This window comes from Corynebacterium felinum (genome assembly GCF_030408755.1).
GTDB lineage: Bacteria > Actinomycetota > Actinomycetes > Mycobacteriales > Mycobacteriaceae > Corynebacterium > Corynebacterium felinum.
Genome location: NZ_CP047209.1, coordinates 1238082 through 1254300, shown reverse-complemented (window position 1 = coordinate 1254300; position 16219 = coordinate 1238082). Strand labels below are relative to the sequence as shown.

Annotated in this window: 8 protein-coding genes; 2 read left to right on the top strand and 6 right to left on the bottom strand. The window is 58.0% G+C overall.

The features are described from left to right. Window positions 1-2: 2 nt before the first annotated feature. Window positions 3-6587 (bottom strand): non-ribosomal peptide synthetase, encoded by a 6585-nt coding sequence (locus tag CFELI_RS05460; protein WP_277105422.1) that lies wholly within the window; start codon window positions 6585-6587, stop codon window positions 3-5. A gap of 58 nt (window positions 6588-6645) precedes the next feature. Between CFELI_RS05460 and CFELI_RS05455 the strand changes: the two genes are divergently transcribed. Continuing rightward, window positions 6646-7302: a GNAT family N-acetyltransferase gene (locus CFELI_RS05455; RefSeq protein WP_277105423.1), complete on the top strand. Its 657-nt coding sequence runs from the start codon at window positions 6646-6648 to the stop codon at window positions 7300-7302. Next, window positions 7299-8282, top strand: a complete 984-nt coding sequence (locus CFELI_RS05450; protein ID WP_277105424.1) for an ABC transporter substrate-binding protein — start codon at window positions 7299-7301, stop codon at window positions 8280-8282. The genes CFELI_RS05455 and CFELI_RS05450 overlap by 4 nt, the downstream gene beginning before the upstream one ends. Window positions 8283-8548: 266 nt before the next feature. On the opposite strand, the gene CFELI_RS05445 is transcribed toward CFELI_RS05450, so the two are convergent. The 5 genes from CFELI_RS05445 to CFELI_RS05425 all read right to left on the bottom strand — a co-directional run bounded on the left by CFELI_RS05445 (window position 8549) and on the right by CFELI_RS05425 (window position 16135). Then, window positions 8549-9358 carry an ABC transporter permease gene (locus CFELI_RS05445; protein WP_277105425.1) on the bottom strand — a complete coding sequence of 270 codons (810 nt, stop codon included), beginning with the start codon at window positions 9356-9358 and terminating at the stop codon, window positions 8549-8551. Next, on the bottom strand, window positions 9355-10095 hold the full coding sequence (locus tag CFELI_RS05440) for an ABC transporter permease (protein ID WP_277105426.1): 741 nt from the start codon (window positions 10093-10095) through the stop codon (window positions 9355-9357). Before CFELI_RS05440 ends, CFELI_RS05445 begins: the two co-directional genes overlap by 4 nt. Beyond that, window positions 10092-11066: an ATP-binding cassette domain-containing protein gene (locus tag CFELI_RS05435; protein WP_277105427.1), complete on the bottom strand. Its 975-nt coding sequence runs from the start codon at window positions 11064-11066 to the stop codon at window positions 10092-10094. The genes CFELI_RS05440 and CFELI_RS05435 overlap by 4 nt, the downstream gene beginning before the upstream one ends. Before the next feature lie 16 nt (window positions 11067-11082). Continuing rightward, window positions 11083-12450: a lysine N(6)-hydroxylase/L-ornithine N(5)-oxygenase family protein gene (locus CFELI_RS05430; RefSeq protein WP_277105428.1), complete on the bottom strand. Its 1368-nt coding sequence runs from the start codon at window positions 12448-12450 to the stop codon at window positions 11083-11085. A gap of 70 nt (window positions 12451-12520) precedes the next feature. Further along, window positions 12521-16135, bottom strand: coding sequence for a non-ribosomal peptide synthetase (locus CFELI_RS05425; protein WP_277105429.1), 3615 nt, complete (start codon window positions 16133-16135; stop codon window positions 12521-12523). Between the last annotated feature and the right edge of the window lie 84 nt (window positions 16136-16219).

Below are 16219 nucleotides of genomic sequence, written 5' to 3'. Positions count from 1 at the left end.
ATCTACCTCCCAAACTCGTTGAGAATCGCATCAAGCTCATCAGCAGCAAGACCCGAAGCCGACATCGGTGCACTTTCTGCCACCTCAACAGATTCAACCTGTTCTGGCTGCTGAGCTTTCACACGATCAATCTCTGCCGCCAACGTGGCAATCGTTGGGGAAGCAAACACGTCTTGCACATTCAACGCATACGGGGCTACACCCACCTGCGAGCGAATCGCGTTGAGCAGGCGCAACACCGCGATACTATCGCCGCCCGCGTCAAAGAAATCATCATCGCAGCCCAGCGAATCGCTCTCACGGCCCAACACCGCAGCCATCTGCTGCGCCACAATCTTCTCCGTAGGAGTGCGTGGCATCAGACCCGACACCTCACGTGCGGAAGTCTTCGGCTCAGGAAGCGCACGCCGGTCAATCTTGCCCGACTGGGTGGTCGGCAAAACTTGAATCACAGTCAGTGACACCGGAACCGCAGCCGACGGCAAAATCTGGCGCAACTGCGCTAGTGCCGCAAGCTCATCCCAGTCATGATCTTTCGCAAGAACCACATAGCCGTAAATTCCCGTCCCCTGATCAGTGGTTGCCACTCTCGCGGCCGCAGCCTCCACACCTGCAAGGGTACGCATCGCCGCATCTACCTCGCCCAACTCCACACGCTGGCCTCGAATCTTCACCTGGTGATCTATACGCCCCACAAAACGAATCTCGCCTTGTGCGCTCCAGAACCCACGATCCCCCGTCCGATACATCCGGTGTGTCCCCTCCCAGCTAAACTTCTCGCTCGTTAGCTCCGGCCTGCGCAAATAGCCTTGCGCCACCTGCGGGCCAGTGACCACTAGCTCCCCGACCACACCAATCGGCACGAGGCGACCGAAGTCGTCACACAGCCGAATCTGCGTGCCACGCACAGGGCGACCCAACACCAAAACCCCAGGCTCTAAGGTGGTGCGCACAATCGAACCAGCCGACTCAGTCGTGCCATAGGCGTTAACCACCTGCGTATTCGGCGCAGTTTGCTGAATCAGATCAAGCACATCTTGGGTCAATGGCTCACCACTGCACACCCAACGCTCAACCCGCGCCACCGCCTGCGGGGCAAGCCGGCACAACAGCGCCGACACACCAGCAACCGCAGTCACCTGACGAATCGGATACTCCTCCAGCAACTTGGCAATAGCTTCCACATCCACCATTTGTGCATCATCAGCCATCACCAACTGCGCACCAGCAAGTACACCGGCAATCACCTCGATCACCCCATCCAAGAACGACAATGCCCCTTGAGCAAGCCGCACATCAGGATCAGAAACTGGGTAATCGACAGGCTGCCAACTCACCCTCGCCGCCAACGCACGTTGCGGCCCCACCACACCTTTCGGGCGGCCCGTGGAACCTGAGGTATAGACGATATACGCCGGATCTGTAGCTGCCGGCAGTGGTGCATCAACGACGTCGCGAAGCCGCACAGCCCCCGTTGGGTTCGCCCAATCTAGCGCAGCAGCCACGTCAGGATCCGACAGATTAATCAGCAGCGTTGTCGCAGCACTCAGCCCGCCAACGATCGTGTTCGCCCGCTCATACCCGACAATCACATCAGGATTCGCATCATCGATAATTTGGCGCAAACGCTGCTCAGGCAAGCGCAAATCAAGAGGAAGATACGCAGCGCCTAGATCCATCACAGCAACAAGCGCTGCCACAGCATCCACGCCTCGATCCGTAGCCACAGCCACGCAGCTACCTGGGCCAATACCTGAATTTCGCAAATGTACAGCAATCGCGGTTGCCCGCGCATGCACCGACGCACAATCAGTCGTCTCGCCCCGACATGTCACCGCCGGGCTCACAGGACGCGTGCGGGGATGCTCACAGTTCACAAGCATCTCACACACCGAATCGGGAGCATATTCAAGTAACTCGCCTTGACTAAAGCGCTCAATCTCAGCCAATTCTTGCGCACTGAACACGCTGCGCTGGTCATCTCGGAGATCCGGATCATACGCCCACGTTTCCAACAACAGCACCAGTCGGCGCACCAGCGTTGCGGCTGTTTCTTCATCGTACAAAGACTTCGCATAGTTCAACGTACCCTGCCAACCCGCACGCGTATCGCGGGCGTCGAGTAGCAAATCGAATTTCGCAGACGTATCGTGATGCTCACGCGGGATCACCTCGATATTCTCGCTCAGCGCGAAACTCTCTGGTTGACGCGGGTGCAGATCCACAAAAGCTTGGAACAGTGGCTGGTACAACGGCGAGCGCGCTACCTGTGCAACATCGACGATCGTCTCATACGGCACGTAATCATGCTCATAGGCTGCGGTGGCGATACCAGCCATGTGCTGCAAACGCTGACGGAACGACATCGGATCAGACATATCAATACGCAACACAATCGTGTTCACAAACAACCCCACGCAATCTTGCGAATCGAGGTGACGTCGACCCGACACTGGGGCACCGACGGTCACATCTGCGCCCGCCCCATGATCGCGCAGCAAGGTCGATAGTGCGCAGGCTAAGACCATGAAACCGGTTGCGCCGACTTCCTGTGCGGTGGCAAGCAGCGCATCGCGAACCTCCGCCGAAATAGACCACGACACGGTCGCACCCCGCTGATCAGGAGACGCGCTTCTTCCGCGATCAGCAAAAACCGGAACCGACGCATCCACCCCAGCCAGCTGCTGCCGCCAAAAATCAATCGCTGCCTCATCCGGCTGCGCCACACGCGCAATCACCTCACGGTAATCACGACCACGAGGTAGCGGCGTCGCCGAATCAGGATGAACCAACCGGTGCTCATAGGCAGCAGAAAGATCACGCCAAATCACCTGCACCGACCACTCATCAACACAGATGTGGTGCACCACCACAAGCAACAGCCATTCATCCTCGCCCCGCTCAAACACCGTGGCGGCGATCGGTGCGGTGGCTGCGAGATCAAACTCCCTGGCAGATTCTTCCGCTATGGCTTGCTCTACAGCCGCATCGTCCCAGCTACGGGCATTAATATAGCGCAGTACTTCATCAGCAGACGGCGGGTCTAGCACCTCCAGCCACGGCTGCCCATCATCACCAAGCGGGTAGCGGGTACGCAGCGACTCGTGGCGGGCAATCACATCCCGCAACGCCAATGCCAACACCGAAAGATCCACTGGACCTCGAAGATCAACACTCAGCGGGATAGCGTAGCTGGAATCCGCCACTCCAGAACTGTGCAAGAACCACAACCTGCGCTGCGCTGCCGACAACGGCGCACGTTCCGGAAGCGAAAGCTCGTGGCTTTCTTCCTTTTCCAGCGCATTCTCCAACGCATCTTCCCGGCGCGCGGTGGTGCGGTGGTTGTCGATCCACTGGGCGAGGCCGTCGATTGTGGGGTTTTCAAAAGCCACTTTCACGGGAACATTCACGCCTGTTTCCCTGCGGATTCGGCTAATCAAGCGGGTTGCAAGCAGCGAATGTCCGCCGAGGTCGAAAAATGATGCGTTGGCGTCTTCTACACCCTCGCGCCCCAACACGTCAGCAAACACCCCGGCGACGTAGATTTCTGTCTCCCCCTGCGGTGGCCGACCCACGGTGATCCGATCGAGATCTGGTTGTGGCAGGCGGGCGCGGTCGATTTTACCGCTGACCATCAGCGGAATTTCATCCACCCATACATAAGCGACTGGAACCATATAGTCCGGCAGTTGCATGGCGACGGCGTGTCGCACGCGATCAGAATCTTGATCTGCGCCAGGTTCTGCCACCAGCCAGGCCACGGGGACTGTGCCGCGTTGCGGATGTTCGACGACTCCTGCTGCTGCTTGCGCTACACCGGGGATAGCTCGGAGTGCGGCTGAGATTTCACCGAGTTCAACTCGAAGGCCACGGATTTTTACCTGTTCATCCATCCTGCCTAAAAATTCCATGTCCCCGTGTGCGTCCCAGCGCCCTAAATCGCCTGTGGCATACACGCGTTCACCGGCATTGAAAGGATGAGGCATAAACGCCTGGTGGGTTGCCTCGGGACGATTTAAATAGCCGATAGCTAGTTGAGGGCCACCGATGAAAATTTGGCCTGGTGCCCCAACCGGTACTCGGCGTAGACGTTCGTCCAAGAGCATGATGGTGGTATTGCCCATGGGGCGGCCAATTGGCAGTGTGCCGGAGGTTTGCGAACCGTCCACTCGGTGGCGCATTGCCGCCAGTGTTGTTTCCGTGGGCCCGTAGAAGTTAAACAATTCCACATCAATGGTGGCTAGTAGTTTGCGGGCGACCTCAGCAGGGAATGCCTCGCCACCGACGGGGAGTCGACGCACACTTGTCCACGACGCCACTACCGGTGTCATGAGTAGTGCGGCTAGCAGCGATGGAACTGCGTGTAAGGAGGTGACCTGATGCTGGTGAATCAGACCGGTCAGGTATGCAATATCTTTTAATCCTTCACGCTGGGGAACTATGAGCGTGGCGCCGTTGGTAAGTGTTCCAAAGAACTCGCCAATGCTCACGTCGAAGGACGGCGATGCTACTTGGAGTAGCCGTTCCCCAGTAATGTCGTGGTCGCGGTCGAGCCATACGAGATAGTCCACCACCGCGCGGTGTGGCACCACAACGCCCTTAGGCAAACCGGTGGAGCCGGAGGTGTAGATAACATAGGCGGGATCTTCGGGGAGTAGCGGGCGGGTTCGTTCTTCATCACGAATCGGCGCAGCAGCATCCTCTGCCTCCTCGCTGATGGTTCCTGCGATGATCTGCTCACGAACCATCACTGTTCGACCATCGGCGCACGCGATAATGCGCTGTTCAAGGATGCTATCGGTGAGAATGAGCGCGGGATTGCTGTCGTTGATGAGATAGGACAAACGATCGTCAGGTACAGCCGGGTCGAGTGGAACGTATACCCCGCCGACCATCATGATGGCGGTTGCAGCGGCGAAAAAGTCTGCCGATGAGCAATACACGGCGGCCACCAAGTCCCCTGTTTGCACACCTTGGTTGAGAAGTTCGCGGGCAAGTCGACGCGTAAGCTGCCCAAACTGTGTGTAGGTGACATGCTGTTGTTCGGAAATCACGGCAATCGTTTCCGGCCACCGGCTGAGTGCATGTTCAATCTTTTCCGGTAGCGTCGTCTCCTCAACCGGTTGTTGCGGGCCGAACTCGTATGCGGTGAGGGTGTCATGGTGTTTTTGGGTCAGTACATCTACCGCACCGAGTACATCCTGTGCGCGTGCGCTAGTGAGAACGTGAACTAAGGAGCATGCAAGATTTTCAACAGCTACGTCACTGATGACGCTGGAGCGGTAGCGAAGAATCACAGCTGGTGCATCACCCTCATCGGCGAGCACGGCGTCGACAAGCAAGTCAGCATTGGCGCTTGCAGTGTATGTCGCAATCAGCTGCGCGTGGCCTGGCATTGGACAACGGCGCAGGTCCCCGCGCGTCGACGCACCCACCGTGAGTACCTCACGGGCCTTGACGACATTCGCTGATCCTGACTCCACCACGTGCGCGATAATGCTCTCCAAACCGCCTTCGCCATGCGCAAGATCGGCGATAAAGTCCGCCGCGACGCTGCGAACGAACTCCGCGCAGGTCACATCCTCATTAACCGTCACCCGCACCGGCAGCACAGTCCCGCGATAGCCGATCGCACCGTGTTGGCCGGCACCGGCTGGGTCGATAATCGGGCATGCCAACACCATGTCGCCGCTGCCCGTGTAGCGGGAAAGCACATACCCCCACAGTGCAAGGAATGTTTGGAAGCGCGATGTCTGCGCCGATTGTGCAAGACGATCAAGGTTGTCCAACACCGCGACGGTGATGGGGAGATGGAATTCGCGAGCATCGCGCGGGTGCGCTGCCGCATTTGTTGATCCGGGCAGTTCCAGCGGTTCAGGCAGGGGTACAAGTCGGCTGCGCCAATGCGTGTGCGCACTCTTACTGTATTCCTCGGTTGCGCTACGCCCGGCGGGAACAAACAGCATGTCAGGCCGCATCCCTGCCGCACTGAGGGAGTCTGCGCCGTGATCGTAGGCGGTGGCGAGATCGGTGAGGAAGACCGTCCACGCATCATCATCCCAAGCGATGTGGTGTGCGCATAGGACAAGATCGCAGCCGTGCTCGTCGCCGCCGTGGATGAGCATGACGCGCAGGGGCGCTTCAGTGCTGAGGTCGAAGGGGGTATCCGATAGCCTGCGTGCGAGCACTTCGCGACGGCGTGTGCGCGCATCGGGGTCTGGATGTTCGGCAAGAGTGTGTTCTTCGACCAGCGGAAGGAGGCTGGTATCGGTGTGGACGGTGAGGTTTCCCTGTTCATCGAGATGGTAGGTGCTGTGCAGTGCTGGGTGTACTTTTGCTACTGCATGGACTGCTTGCGTGAGTTTTTCCCCATCGAGATCGGTGTCGAGGCGAAAGACTACCCCAACATTGAGGTGAGTTGCTTCGAGGTTGCGTTGTTGCTCCTGCCACATGCGTTCAACTGCTGGGTTTAGCCGTGTTGAGGTGGGTTTTTGGGTGTTTTCTTCTGCTTGTGTGCGTAGTGCTTTGACGCGTTGTGCCAGTAGCTTGTGACGAAGTTGCTCGTTGCTTATGTGTTGCGAATCCATACCTTCCATTAATGTAGGCTAGGCTAACCTTCGTCAAGACCCTGAGTGGAAAGTTATCATGATAAGCGAAATTAATACCACCCCTTCCCTCCCCCGTGAGGTCCTTGATGTGCCGAAAGAATTCATCGATGCCGGCGCCCCTCCCATCCCCGTCCTAGCCCCGCCGTACTCCTGTGAGCGAATCGCCGAAGACTCGCCTGAAGCAGCGCTTGTAGCAGAGTGGATGAACCGCCCGCATCTTGCGGCAACGTGGGAGTTTCCCGAAAGTGAGGAATGGTGGCGGTCACGCATTGCCGCCCAAAATGCGGGCACTTATTCCCTCCCGCTGCTCTTGCGTATCGACGGCGCCCCAGCCGCCTACATTGAGCTCTACCGCCCTGGGCGTGATGTTATTGGCGCAACCTACGACGCCCGCCCGGACGATATCGGCATCCACATCGGTTTTGGCGACCCCGCACACAGCGGCCAAGGGCATGCGCGAGCAACCCTGGCGCATTTCTTTAGCCAACTAGCTTTAGACTATCCGCAGTGTTGCCGGATCGTGTTTGATCCAGATCACCGCAACACTGCTGCCCGCACCACGGCATTGAAGGCTGGCGCTGTGGATTGCGGTATTCACGAGTTTCCGAATCGCACGTTTAACCTGCTGGTGTTGTGCCGCAGCGAAGCAGATTCCCCTGTGGTTAATCCCAAGCGATTGGTGGTAAGCCCATGAGTGCTACGCCTTGGGGTTCGCGGGAGCTGAGTCGCCGCGGGTTTTTATCCGCCGCAGGGCTTGTGGGCCTAGGGATGCTTGCCGGTTGCGCCACCAGTGCACCTGCTGGTGATACTGGGACGGTTCTTATTCACCATTCGATGGGTGATACCACCATCACCGGTGTCCCCCAACGCGTTGTTACCTTAGGCAATCAGTGGACAGATGCGCTGCTGACCTTAGGTGGCAAACCTGTGGGCTTTTTCGATAGTGTGCACGCCGCTGGCGGTGGTTTAGCACCCTGGACTCACGGCCAATTGGAAGGCGCTACTGAAATCGTGATCGGCGAGAGTGAAGTTGTCGATCAGGTTCGTCGCCTAGAACCTGATCTGATTATCGCCCCAGGGTTTGCCGCCGATACTCAGACCTATGAGAGTTTCGCCGCGATTGCCCCCACCATCCCCGATGTAAGTACTGCGCAAATTGGCCGCTGGCAGGATCCGCTGACACTTTTGGGTCAGATCTTGCGGGTGCCGGAAGTAGCCGAGCGTGTGATCTCCGATCTTGAAGGCAGGCTTGCCGAGGATGCCGCCACGCTGAAAAATCTGCAGGGCAAAAAACTGTCGATGGTGTACTTCTACAAAGAGACCTCTATCGGCGTTCAGGCCGACCCGTCAGATGGTGCGAGTGAAATCTTCCTCGATTTCGGCATGTCTTTCCCAGAAAACCAAGTCGCACGCGCAGGCGGTAGCGGCCGTTTTGAAATCCCGGTAGCCGACATTACGGAACTTGAGTCCGACGTTTTGATCATTATTCTGCAGGAATCGAAACTCCGTGAAACATTTGAAGCAATCCCAGGCTTCCCTGAATTAAGCGCTGTACGCAAAAGTCAAGTGCAGTTCATTGATCTTGCCACCGGCACCGCCTTAAATGTGCCCACGGTATTGAGCATCCCCTTCGCCCTCGACCGCATCAAACCACTGTTGAAAAAAGTGCGCTAAACACCCTCATCGTATTTCGCGCATCCTCACACCTGCACGAAAATCACATACAACATCACAGATCACAGCAACTGACCTACCTGCGTGGTCACACAAAACTAGCCCCCAATCACTCGTGAATGATTGGGGGCTTAGATTACCGCTCCTCCCAGCGTAGGTTCCTGAAACTCTCCTACGCTGCGCGAGACGTAGGCGTAAATAGCGACGTCGAAACGCTCACAGCCCACACAAAAGCTGCCGGTTTAAACCACACGACGGTCGCCAGTTTAGGACGTCTGGGTCGTGGCATCACGCAAAGCCCGCACCATAACGGGACCTAAAACGACAACACCACACAGCACCCACCCAAACAACCACCACGCGTAATGGGTCGTAAAATCCCCCTCAATCCATGCCCGCGCAGTAGCAACAGCCACCGACAACGGCTGATACTCAACAAAACTGTGCAGCCACGAAGGATAGGCTGACACCGGAACCAAACCGGGGTTGAAAAACATCATCAACATCACCAACCCCGTCAGATTCTCCACCCCCGCGCGACCCCCAGCCCGCAACGACACCACATAAGCAACAGGCGCAAAACCCACCACAAACAACGGGCCCACCAGCATTGCCAACAAGAAACTTCTAGGCGAATCCACCCCCACTCCCAAAAGCACCCCAGCGCTTAACACAATGATCGCACCTACTAGTGTGCGCACAACCTCCGCGAGAAGACGACCCGCAACCACAGCCCAACGCGCAGTCGGCAGCACCCAAAAACGCGCCAACAACCCATCGCGACGCTCCTCATCACAACTAATCGCTGCACTCAACGAACCATAAGCAGCAGAAATAACCATAGCCAACGCAACAGTAGAAGGAAGCTGATCCTGCCCACCCCGCAACGCCGTGGCCGTATCCCCCAACGTCAAATCAAGCGTAAACAACAACCCCAACGGCAACAGTGCAGTTTGCACCACCATTCCAGGTTGCCGCACCCAGGAACGCAACAAACGCCGCGCATGCGCCCAAGCCACCAACCAACCGCTCGAACCGGAAACCTCTGTACGCGTCGTCGAACCTGAATAACTCATGACCTTCTCCTCGAAGCAAACGTTGCGCATACTGCGCCAGCAACAAACAACACCCCAACCCACACCCACGCAGCACCCCCACCGTTGCGGCCGGAAATCAATTCCCGAAGCGCATCACTGAGCACTGACACCGGCTGATTGCGCACAAAACCTTGCACCCACTCAGGAAAAGCCGACTCCGGCACCAAACCAGTAGAAAGCATCACCAACAGCATCTGGGGCACAAGCATCGCCTGCTGCACACTATCGACCCTAGCCACCCGCGTACCCAACGCATCAGAAAGCATCGACAACGCCACCCCCAACACAACCACCAGCACCACAGCTACGATCAACTTCCCCGCATGAGCGAGCTCTGGGCGGAACCCGAAAATCACCGCCACCAGAACCGCAGCACACATTGATGTGAACGCTACACTCATACTCACCGTTGCACGCGCAGCCACCGGCAACCACGCCGGCATAGGCAACGAACGCAACCGTTGCCCCATCCCCACTGCCGAGACTTCAGCAGCCATGCCCGCCGCCGCAATGGCAACAAAAATCACCGCCTGCACCGCAACCAAGGGCAACACATATGTGGCGTAGCCATCCTCAGGAACGGTTTTACGCAACGGGGTATAAAAGCACAAGAAAAACAACACTGGCAAAATCAGGGCACTCCGGTACGTGCCGTTGCGGGCAGCATCCCGCGCCGACTGCCCAACGAGCGCTCTAAACTTTCCTGCACTGCTCATTGATTCACCACCTCTGGGGCATTTTCTGCCACCAAGGCTAAGAACACATCGTCCAAGGAAGGCCGGCGAATCCCAATATCAGTCACCACCACACCTGCAGCCTCAACAGCAGCAATGACCTCAGGAAGCACTCGCGCCGGATCAGGGGCAGGAAGCACAACGCAGGAGTGATCTTCATCGATACTTACCTCCTGCCAGCCCGCCTTTTGCACAATCTCCACAACGGTAACCAATTCATCGGGGTCAGCAGGTCGCACCTCACATACGCTGGGGCCGGAGCGTTGCTTGAGTTCATCGGCCGTTCCCGTTGCGATCACACTGCCTTTTTTGATCACCGTGATGTAATCACTTAAGACATCAACTTCATCCAAATACTGGCTCGTTAACAAAATGGTGATGCCTCGATCGCGCAATCCGCGAAGCAAATGCCACACCTCGCGGCGGCTACGCGGGTCCAATCCTGTGGTGGGTTCGTCCAAAATGATCAGCGCAGGCTCGGTGACCAAACTGCAGGCAATATCTAACCGGCGGCGCATGCCACCGGAATAGTCCCCAGCCCTGCGTGCTGCCGCCTCAGTGAGGCTAAAATCTTCCAGCAATTCCTGCGCCCGCTCTCGCGCCTGCACTTTGCCAAGCCCCCGAAGGCGTCCAAAAAATTCTAGATTCTCTCGGCCGGTCAAGTGGGTATCCACCGACGCATACTGGCCGGTAAGCGAAATGAGCTGGCGAACCCCACCGGCATCATGGACCACATCCTTGCCACACACTGTAACCGAACCTGAATCTGGTGATAACAGCGTGGACACGATAGAAACCAAAGTGGTCTTGCCGGACCCATTCGGCCCCAATAGTCCATGAATCGTCCCCGGTGCGACGTGGAGGTCAACCCCGCGCAGAACATGGAAGTCGCCGTAGCTTTTGTGCAGGTTGCTAATCTGCAGTGTTGGGGTGCACGTGGTGTGTGTGGTCATGAAGTGTGTGCCTTTCTCACAGGGATACAGCAGGCTCGTGCGCATAATCGTGCTGGTGGCTGTGCTCGCTGGCGTCCTGCGTTTCCTGCTGCTGCTCGTGTTGGTGTGTGGGGTGTTGTGTGGTGCGGTGTTCGATGATGGAGTCCAAGATGTCGGCTGCTCTGATCGCCACGTTGGAGAGAAGTGACGAAGAAAGACCGTGGGTGCGTTCCACCCCACCGTTGAGGTACACGCCCACGGTGGTAGTGGTCGGGAGGCGGTAGTCGCGGCCGACGTTGAGGTGATCTGTGGTAATTACCGCGGTGCTTGCTGGTTCGATGAGATCCCCGATGGGGGTTTCTTCGAAGCCTGTGGCGAAAATAACGAGGTCGGGGTGCATGGTTGTTTCTTCCCCTGTCATGGTGTTGCGTAGCTGGATCTGCACGCCATCAGCATTTTCTGCGCAATGTGTCAGACGGGTTGTTCTATGCAAGTGCAAGCGGGGGTTACCTGTGACTTTTTCGCCGTATTCTATGCCGAAAAGTTCTTCGATGAGTTCTGCATCGACCGCCGAATAGTTGGTTTGGCGGTGGTAGGACATTTGGCGTGCGCGTTCTGCTGGGTCAGCGGCGAACCAGTCGTCGACAGCCGAAGGATCGAAGACTCGGTTGGCAAAGGGGGTGTCATCCGAAGGGCTTATGCCGTAGCGTCCGAATACTCCATGGACGTGTGCCTGAGGCATGGTGGCATGGATATAGAGGAGTACTTCGGCCGCGGACTGTCCAGACCCGACGACCACAACTTCGCGAATGCTGTGCGGATCGATGAGTTCTAGTCGATCGAGGATGTGGATGTTGTGGAAAATGCGCGGGCTTTCTTTAATGCCTTCGGGCAGAACTGGGCGAAGCCCAGGGGCGAAAACCACCACGGGTGCATGCAGAGTCGTTGATTCATTGCATTCGTTTGCATCGTTGATCTGCACTGTTGCATGAGTGGGGTCAAGGCTGATGCTTGTCACCTCTGTGCCGTAGCGGACGGTGGAATCCACGCGCTTTGCCGCCCAGCGCAGGTAGTCGCGGAATTCCTGGCGGGAGGGGAAGAAGGTTTTCATGTTGACGAAGTCCACCAGTCGTCCGCGATCAAAAAGATAGTTAATGAAGGTGAACTGGCTTTGGGGGTTGCGGAATGTGGCGAGATCTTTCAGCCAGGAAATCTGCATTTGGGCATCGGGCAGCATCATGCCGGGGTGCCAATCGAAAGATTCGCGTTTTTCTAGGAAGCAGGCGCTGATGGGCGAATCGGGATGCTTGTGATTGTATTCCGTAATGGCAGTGGCTAAGGCCAGGTTTGAAGGGCCGAAGCCTACGCCGATGATGTCGAATTCGGTGGGGATGTGAATGCTCATGGTCAGCTTTCGATCACGTAGATGGTCAAGGGTTTGTAGTGCAGGTTGCAACCATTGGTAGGTGTTGCGCCTATGAGGTGGTGGTGTCTAGGTGGGCTTTGAGTTCGTCCTCCCCCATGGCGGCGACTTCGGCGGCGATGTCTGCTACTTGTGCGGAGTAGCCGGGATAAGGGTCGAGCCGCACGATCGCGGCGGCAAGGCCACGTGCGCTGCGGTGACTGAACAGTTCTGTGATGCCTAGTTGGGGTTGGGCGAACATGTCACGGACTGCACCTACTGCGCGAATGGCGGTGACGGAGTCGCCTCCACTAGCGAAGAAGTCGGCGTCGGGGTCAAGTGTGCTGATCCTTGCACTGTCAGCGAGTACTTGTGCCACGAGCTCGACCACCTGTGGTTCCACATGCCCTGCGTCGGTCGGCACCGCTGATGCTTGGTGGTTTTTCTTGTGCTCTTCGATCAGCGCATGGGATCCGCGACGATCCAGTTTGCCGTTGATGGTCACCGGAAGCGCATTGGCAATGGCAATGAATTCGGGCACCATATAGCTTGGCAAAAGTTGCTGGCACCAGGCGATGAGCTCTTCCTGCGTGGGTGCTGGGGTGTGTGGATCCTCAATGAGCCCGACGGCGGCAACAAGGTGTGCGCCGGGATCGTTGATCACGTGGGCAACCGCACGGTGTACCTGTGGGTGTTGACGCAGGCAGGCTTCGACTTCGCCGAGTTCGACGCGGTAGCCACGTAGTTGGACTTGGTGGTCCATGCGCCCGATGAATTCCATGGTTCCGTCGGGTAGGTAGCGTGCAAGGTCACCGGTTGCGAACCATCGGGTTCCGTTTTCTTCAAAGAATCGGTGGGCGCGTTCGTCGCTGAGTCCGCGGTAGCCGCAGCCCACTCCGGGCCCGCCGATGAGTAGTTGGCCAATAACTCCGGTGGGCCGGTCGCGGCCGATGGCGTCGACGATTCGGCAGTGCATATTAGGCAGGGGCACACCATAGGGGACGACTTTCCATTCGGGGTTGATCTCTGTGACTTCGCAAATGGTGGAGTGAACCCCAGTTTCGGTGGTGCCACCGAGCCCGAAGAAACGGCATTCGGGTGCGCGTTTTTTCAGCCGTTCGGGCAAGTCGACGGGCACCCAGTCCCCGCCGGACATGACGGTGCGTAGGCTGCTCAGATCAAAGGAGTGATCGGTTGATAGCAGCATGTCGAGCAGTGAGGGCGCAACGCACAGGTGGGTGACCCCACACAGTGTGATGGCCTTTGCCCACTGGTCAGGGTTGGTGCGCACGGTGGCATCGGGGACGACAACGGTTCCGCCGGCGGCGAACATGGAGAACATGTCTTGGACGGAGATGTCGAATTCGAGCGCGGAGAGCGCGAACATGGAATCCTCAGGCCCTGTTCCCATGATGGCATTAAGACCATCGAGGGTGTTCATCGCTGCACGGTGGGGTATTTCCACACCTTTGGGTTCGCCGGTGGATCCGGAGGTAAACAGCAGGTAGGCAACGTCTTCCGCGCTTGAATCCACGGGGGAAGAAAGTGGGGTGTGGTGGCTGCGAGCATCGTTGATATTGATAAACGGCGGGAAGTGTTCATCTGCGAATTCCTCAATGGATGCGTCTGTGCCGAGGATGACTTTCGCCCCAGATTGGGTGGCAATAGCTTGGCGTCGTGCGAGCGGGTGCTCAGGGTTGACGGGCACGTAGATGGCTGCGGCAGCGAGTGTACCGACCACGGCTGTGACTTGGTCGCAGCCTTTGGGCATGCCGACGATGACGCGATCGCCTGGTTGCACCCCGGCGTCGATAAGCGTCGCTGCGATGGCGAGTGCTTCGTCGACGAGTTGGCGGTAGGTCCAGCTGCGGGTTGAAAGTGCCCCGTTGGGCTCAGCGTCGATGGATACCATCGCGAGTGCTTCTGGCGTGTTTTCGGCGTGGACAAACAGGCGATCGTGTAGTTTTGCTCCGCTGACGTCCAGTGTTGTTTCTTGGGATTTGCGGGCTTGAAGGTCTGCCTCATCTGCGGCGGGCGGGAAGGGCTGAGACCATGTGTGTTCGCCCTCTACGAGTGCGCTGACGTTTCGGGTGTAGGCGGCGAACATGGCATCGATGATTCCGGGGCGGAATGCTTCTTCGCGCAGATCCCAGTTGAGCAGCAATCCCCCATCAAGTTCGGTGACTTGGGCATCGAGAAGTACTTGCGGGCCCTGGGAGATGATCCACACTGGGTCGCCGAAGCGTGCCCTAGCGCGGGCGGAGAACAGTTCACCGAGGTTGACTGCGCTGGTGTAGACGACTGGTGCAAGCACAGTTGTGGCCCTGGCATGCCCGATATCGCGCAGAACATTGAGTGCGCCGTAGCTGTGGTGGGCGACGTTGCTGGTGAAGCGGGCGCTGATATCTTTCACGCGCTCATAGATGCTTCCTGCTGTGCTGAGGTCAACGTCGATGAGAATGGAGGAGCTGAAGTCGCCGACGATGTCGTTGACTTCATCATCGACTTGTTCCCGGTTAAATAGTGGCAGGTTGAGCAGGAATTTCGGGCTTGTGGCGAAGGCTCCGATTGCTTCGGCGAAGGCGGCTGCCAGCGCCATTGCGGGGGTTACACCAGCTGCGCGGGCGTGGGCGTAGAGTGCTTCGCGTTGGTCGTGGTCGATGAAGAAGTTGCGGCGGGTTGCGCTGCGTGCGCGGGCGACGGCGGCGGAGTCGACGAGTGGTAGTTCTGGTGCGCCTGGCATGTCGCTGGCTTTGTCGCGCCACCATGCTTGGTCGCGTTCGCGGTGCGGTGGGTTGGCAGCACTGGGGTGTGCGAGGTAGTCCTTGTAGCGGTAGCGCAGGGGGTGTTGTTCGTCGCCGTCGAGGTATCCGGCTAGTTCGTCGACGATGATGCGGTAGCTCATGGCATCGGCGGCGATCATGTCCACGTCGAGGTGCAGGCGGGCGCGGTTGTTAGGCAAGAGGGTGTAGACCACATCGATCATCCGCCCGAAATCTTGGCTTAGGCGCTGGTGGGTGCCGTTTTCGCGGGTGCGTGCGAGCACTGTGTCGCGGGTGTCGGCGTCTGCTTCGCGTAGGTCTTGATGTTTGACAATTCCTTCGGGTACGTCGGCGAGTACTTGCTGGCGTCCATCCCCGGTGAGGATGGTGCGTAGCATTGCGTGGCGTCGCACGAGCTTTTCGACGGCGGTGTCGATCTGTGCGGGATCTTGCGCTGGTCCGTCAAGTTCAACATAAAGGTGGGCGCTGACCCCACCGAGTGTGGGCCCATCCCCGGTGTCGTAGCCGTCCAGACCCCCGATCCAGTAGGCGTGTTGCATTGGTGCAAGGGGGAATGGCTCATGGTCGTCATTTCGATCTGCGCTCGTGGGCGCATTGTTAGAAGCGGTGCTTGCGGTATCGGTGCTTGTGTGTGCGGTCGCGGTTTCGTCTGCGCTGTGTGTTTGGTTGGCGGTTTGAGCGTCGTGCATCAGTTGTGCCCAGTGCCTGAGTGTGGGGGTGGCGACGAGGTCGGCGAATCCGATGTCGAGCCCTTGGCTGCGCCAGCGCCCGGCGATTGTCATCATGCGAATGGAGTCGAGGCCAAATGTGATCAGATCGTCTTCGGGCCTGATGTGGGTGTCTGCTGAAAGCCCTAGCTGTTCGATCACTGCTTGATGAACGATCGACAGTGGCGTGCGCTGCATAGTTTTCCAACCTCTCTCATGGTCACTGATACGTTGCCTCCCCTACCGCCTGTGTGTTCCCTGTGTTGCGGTGGGGAGAATAAC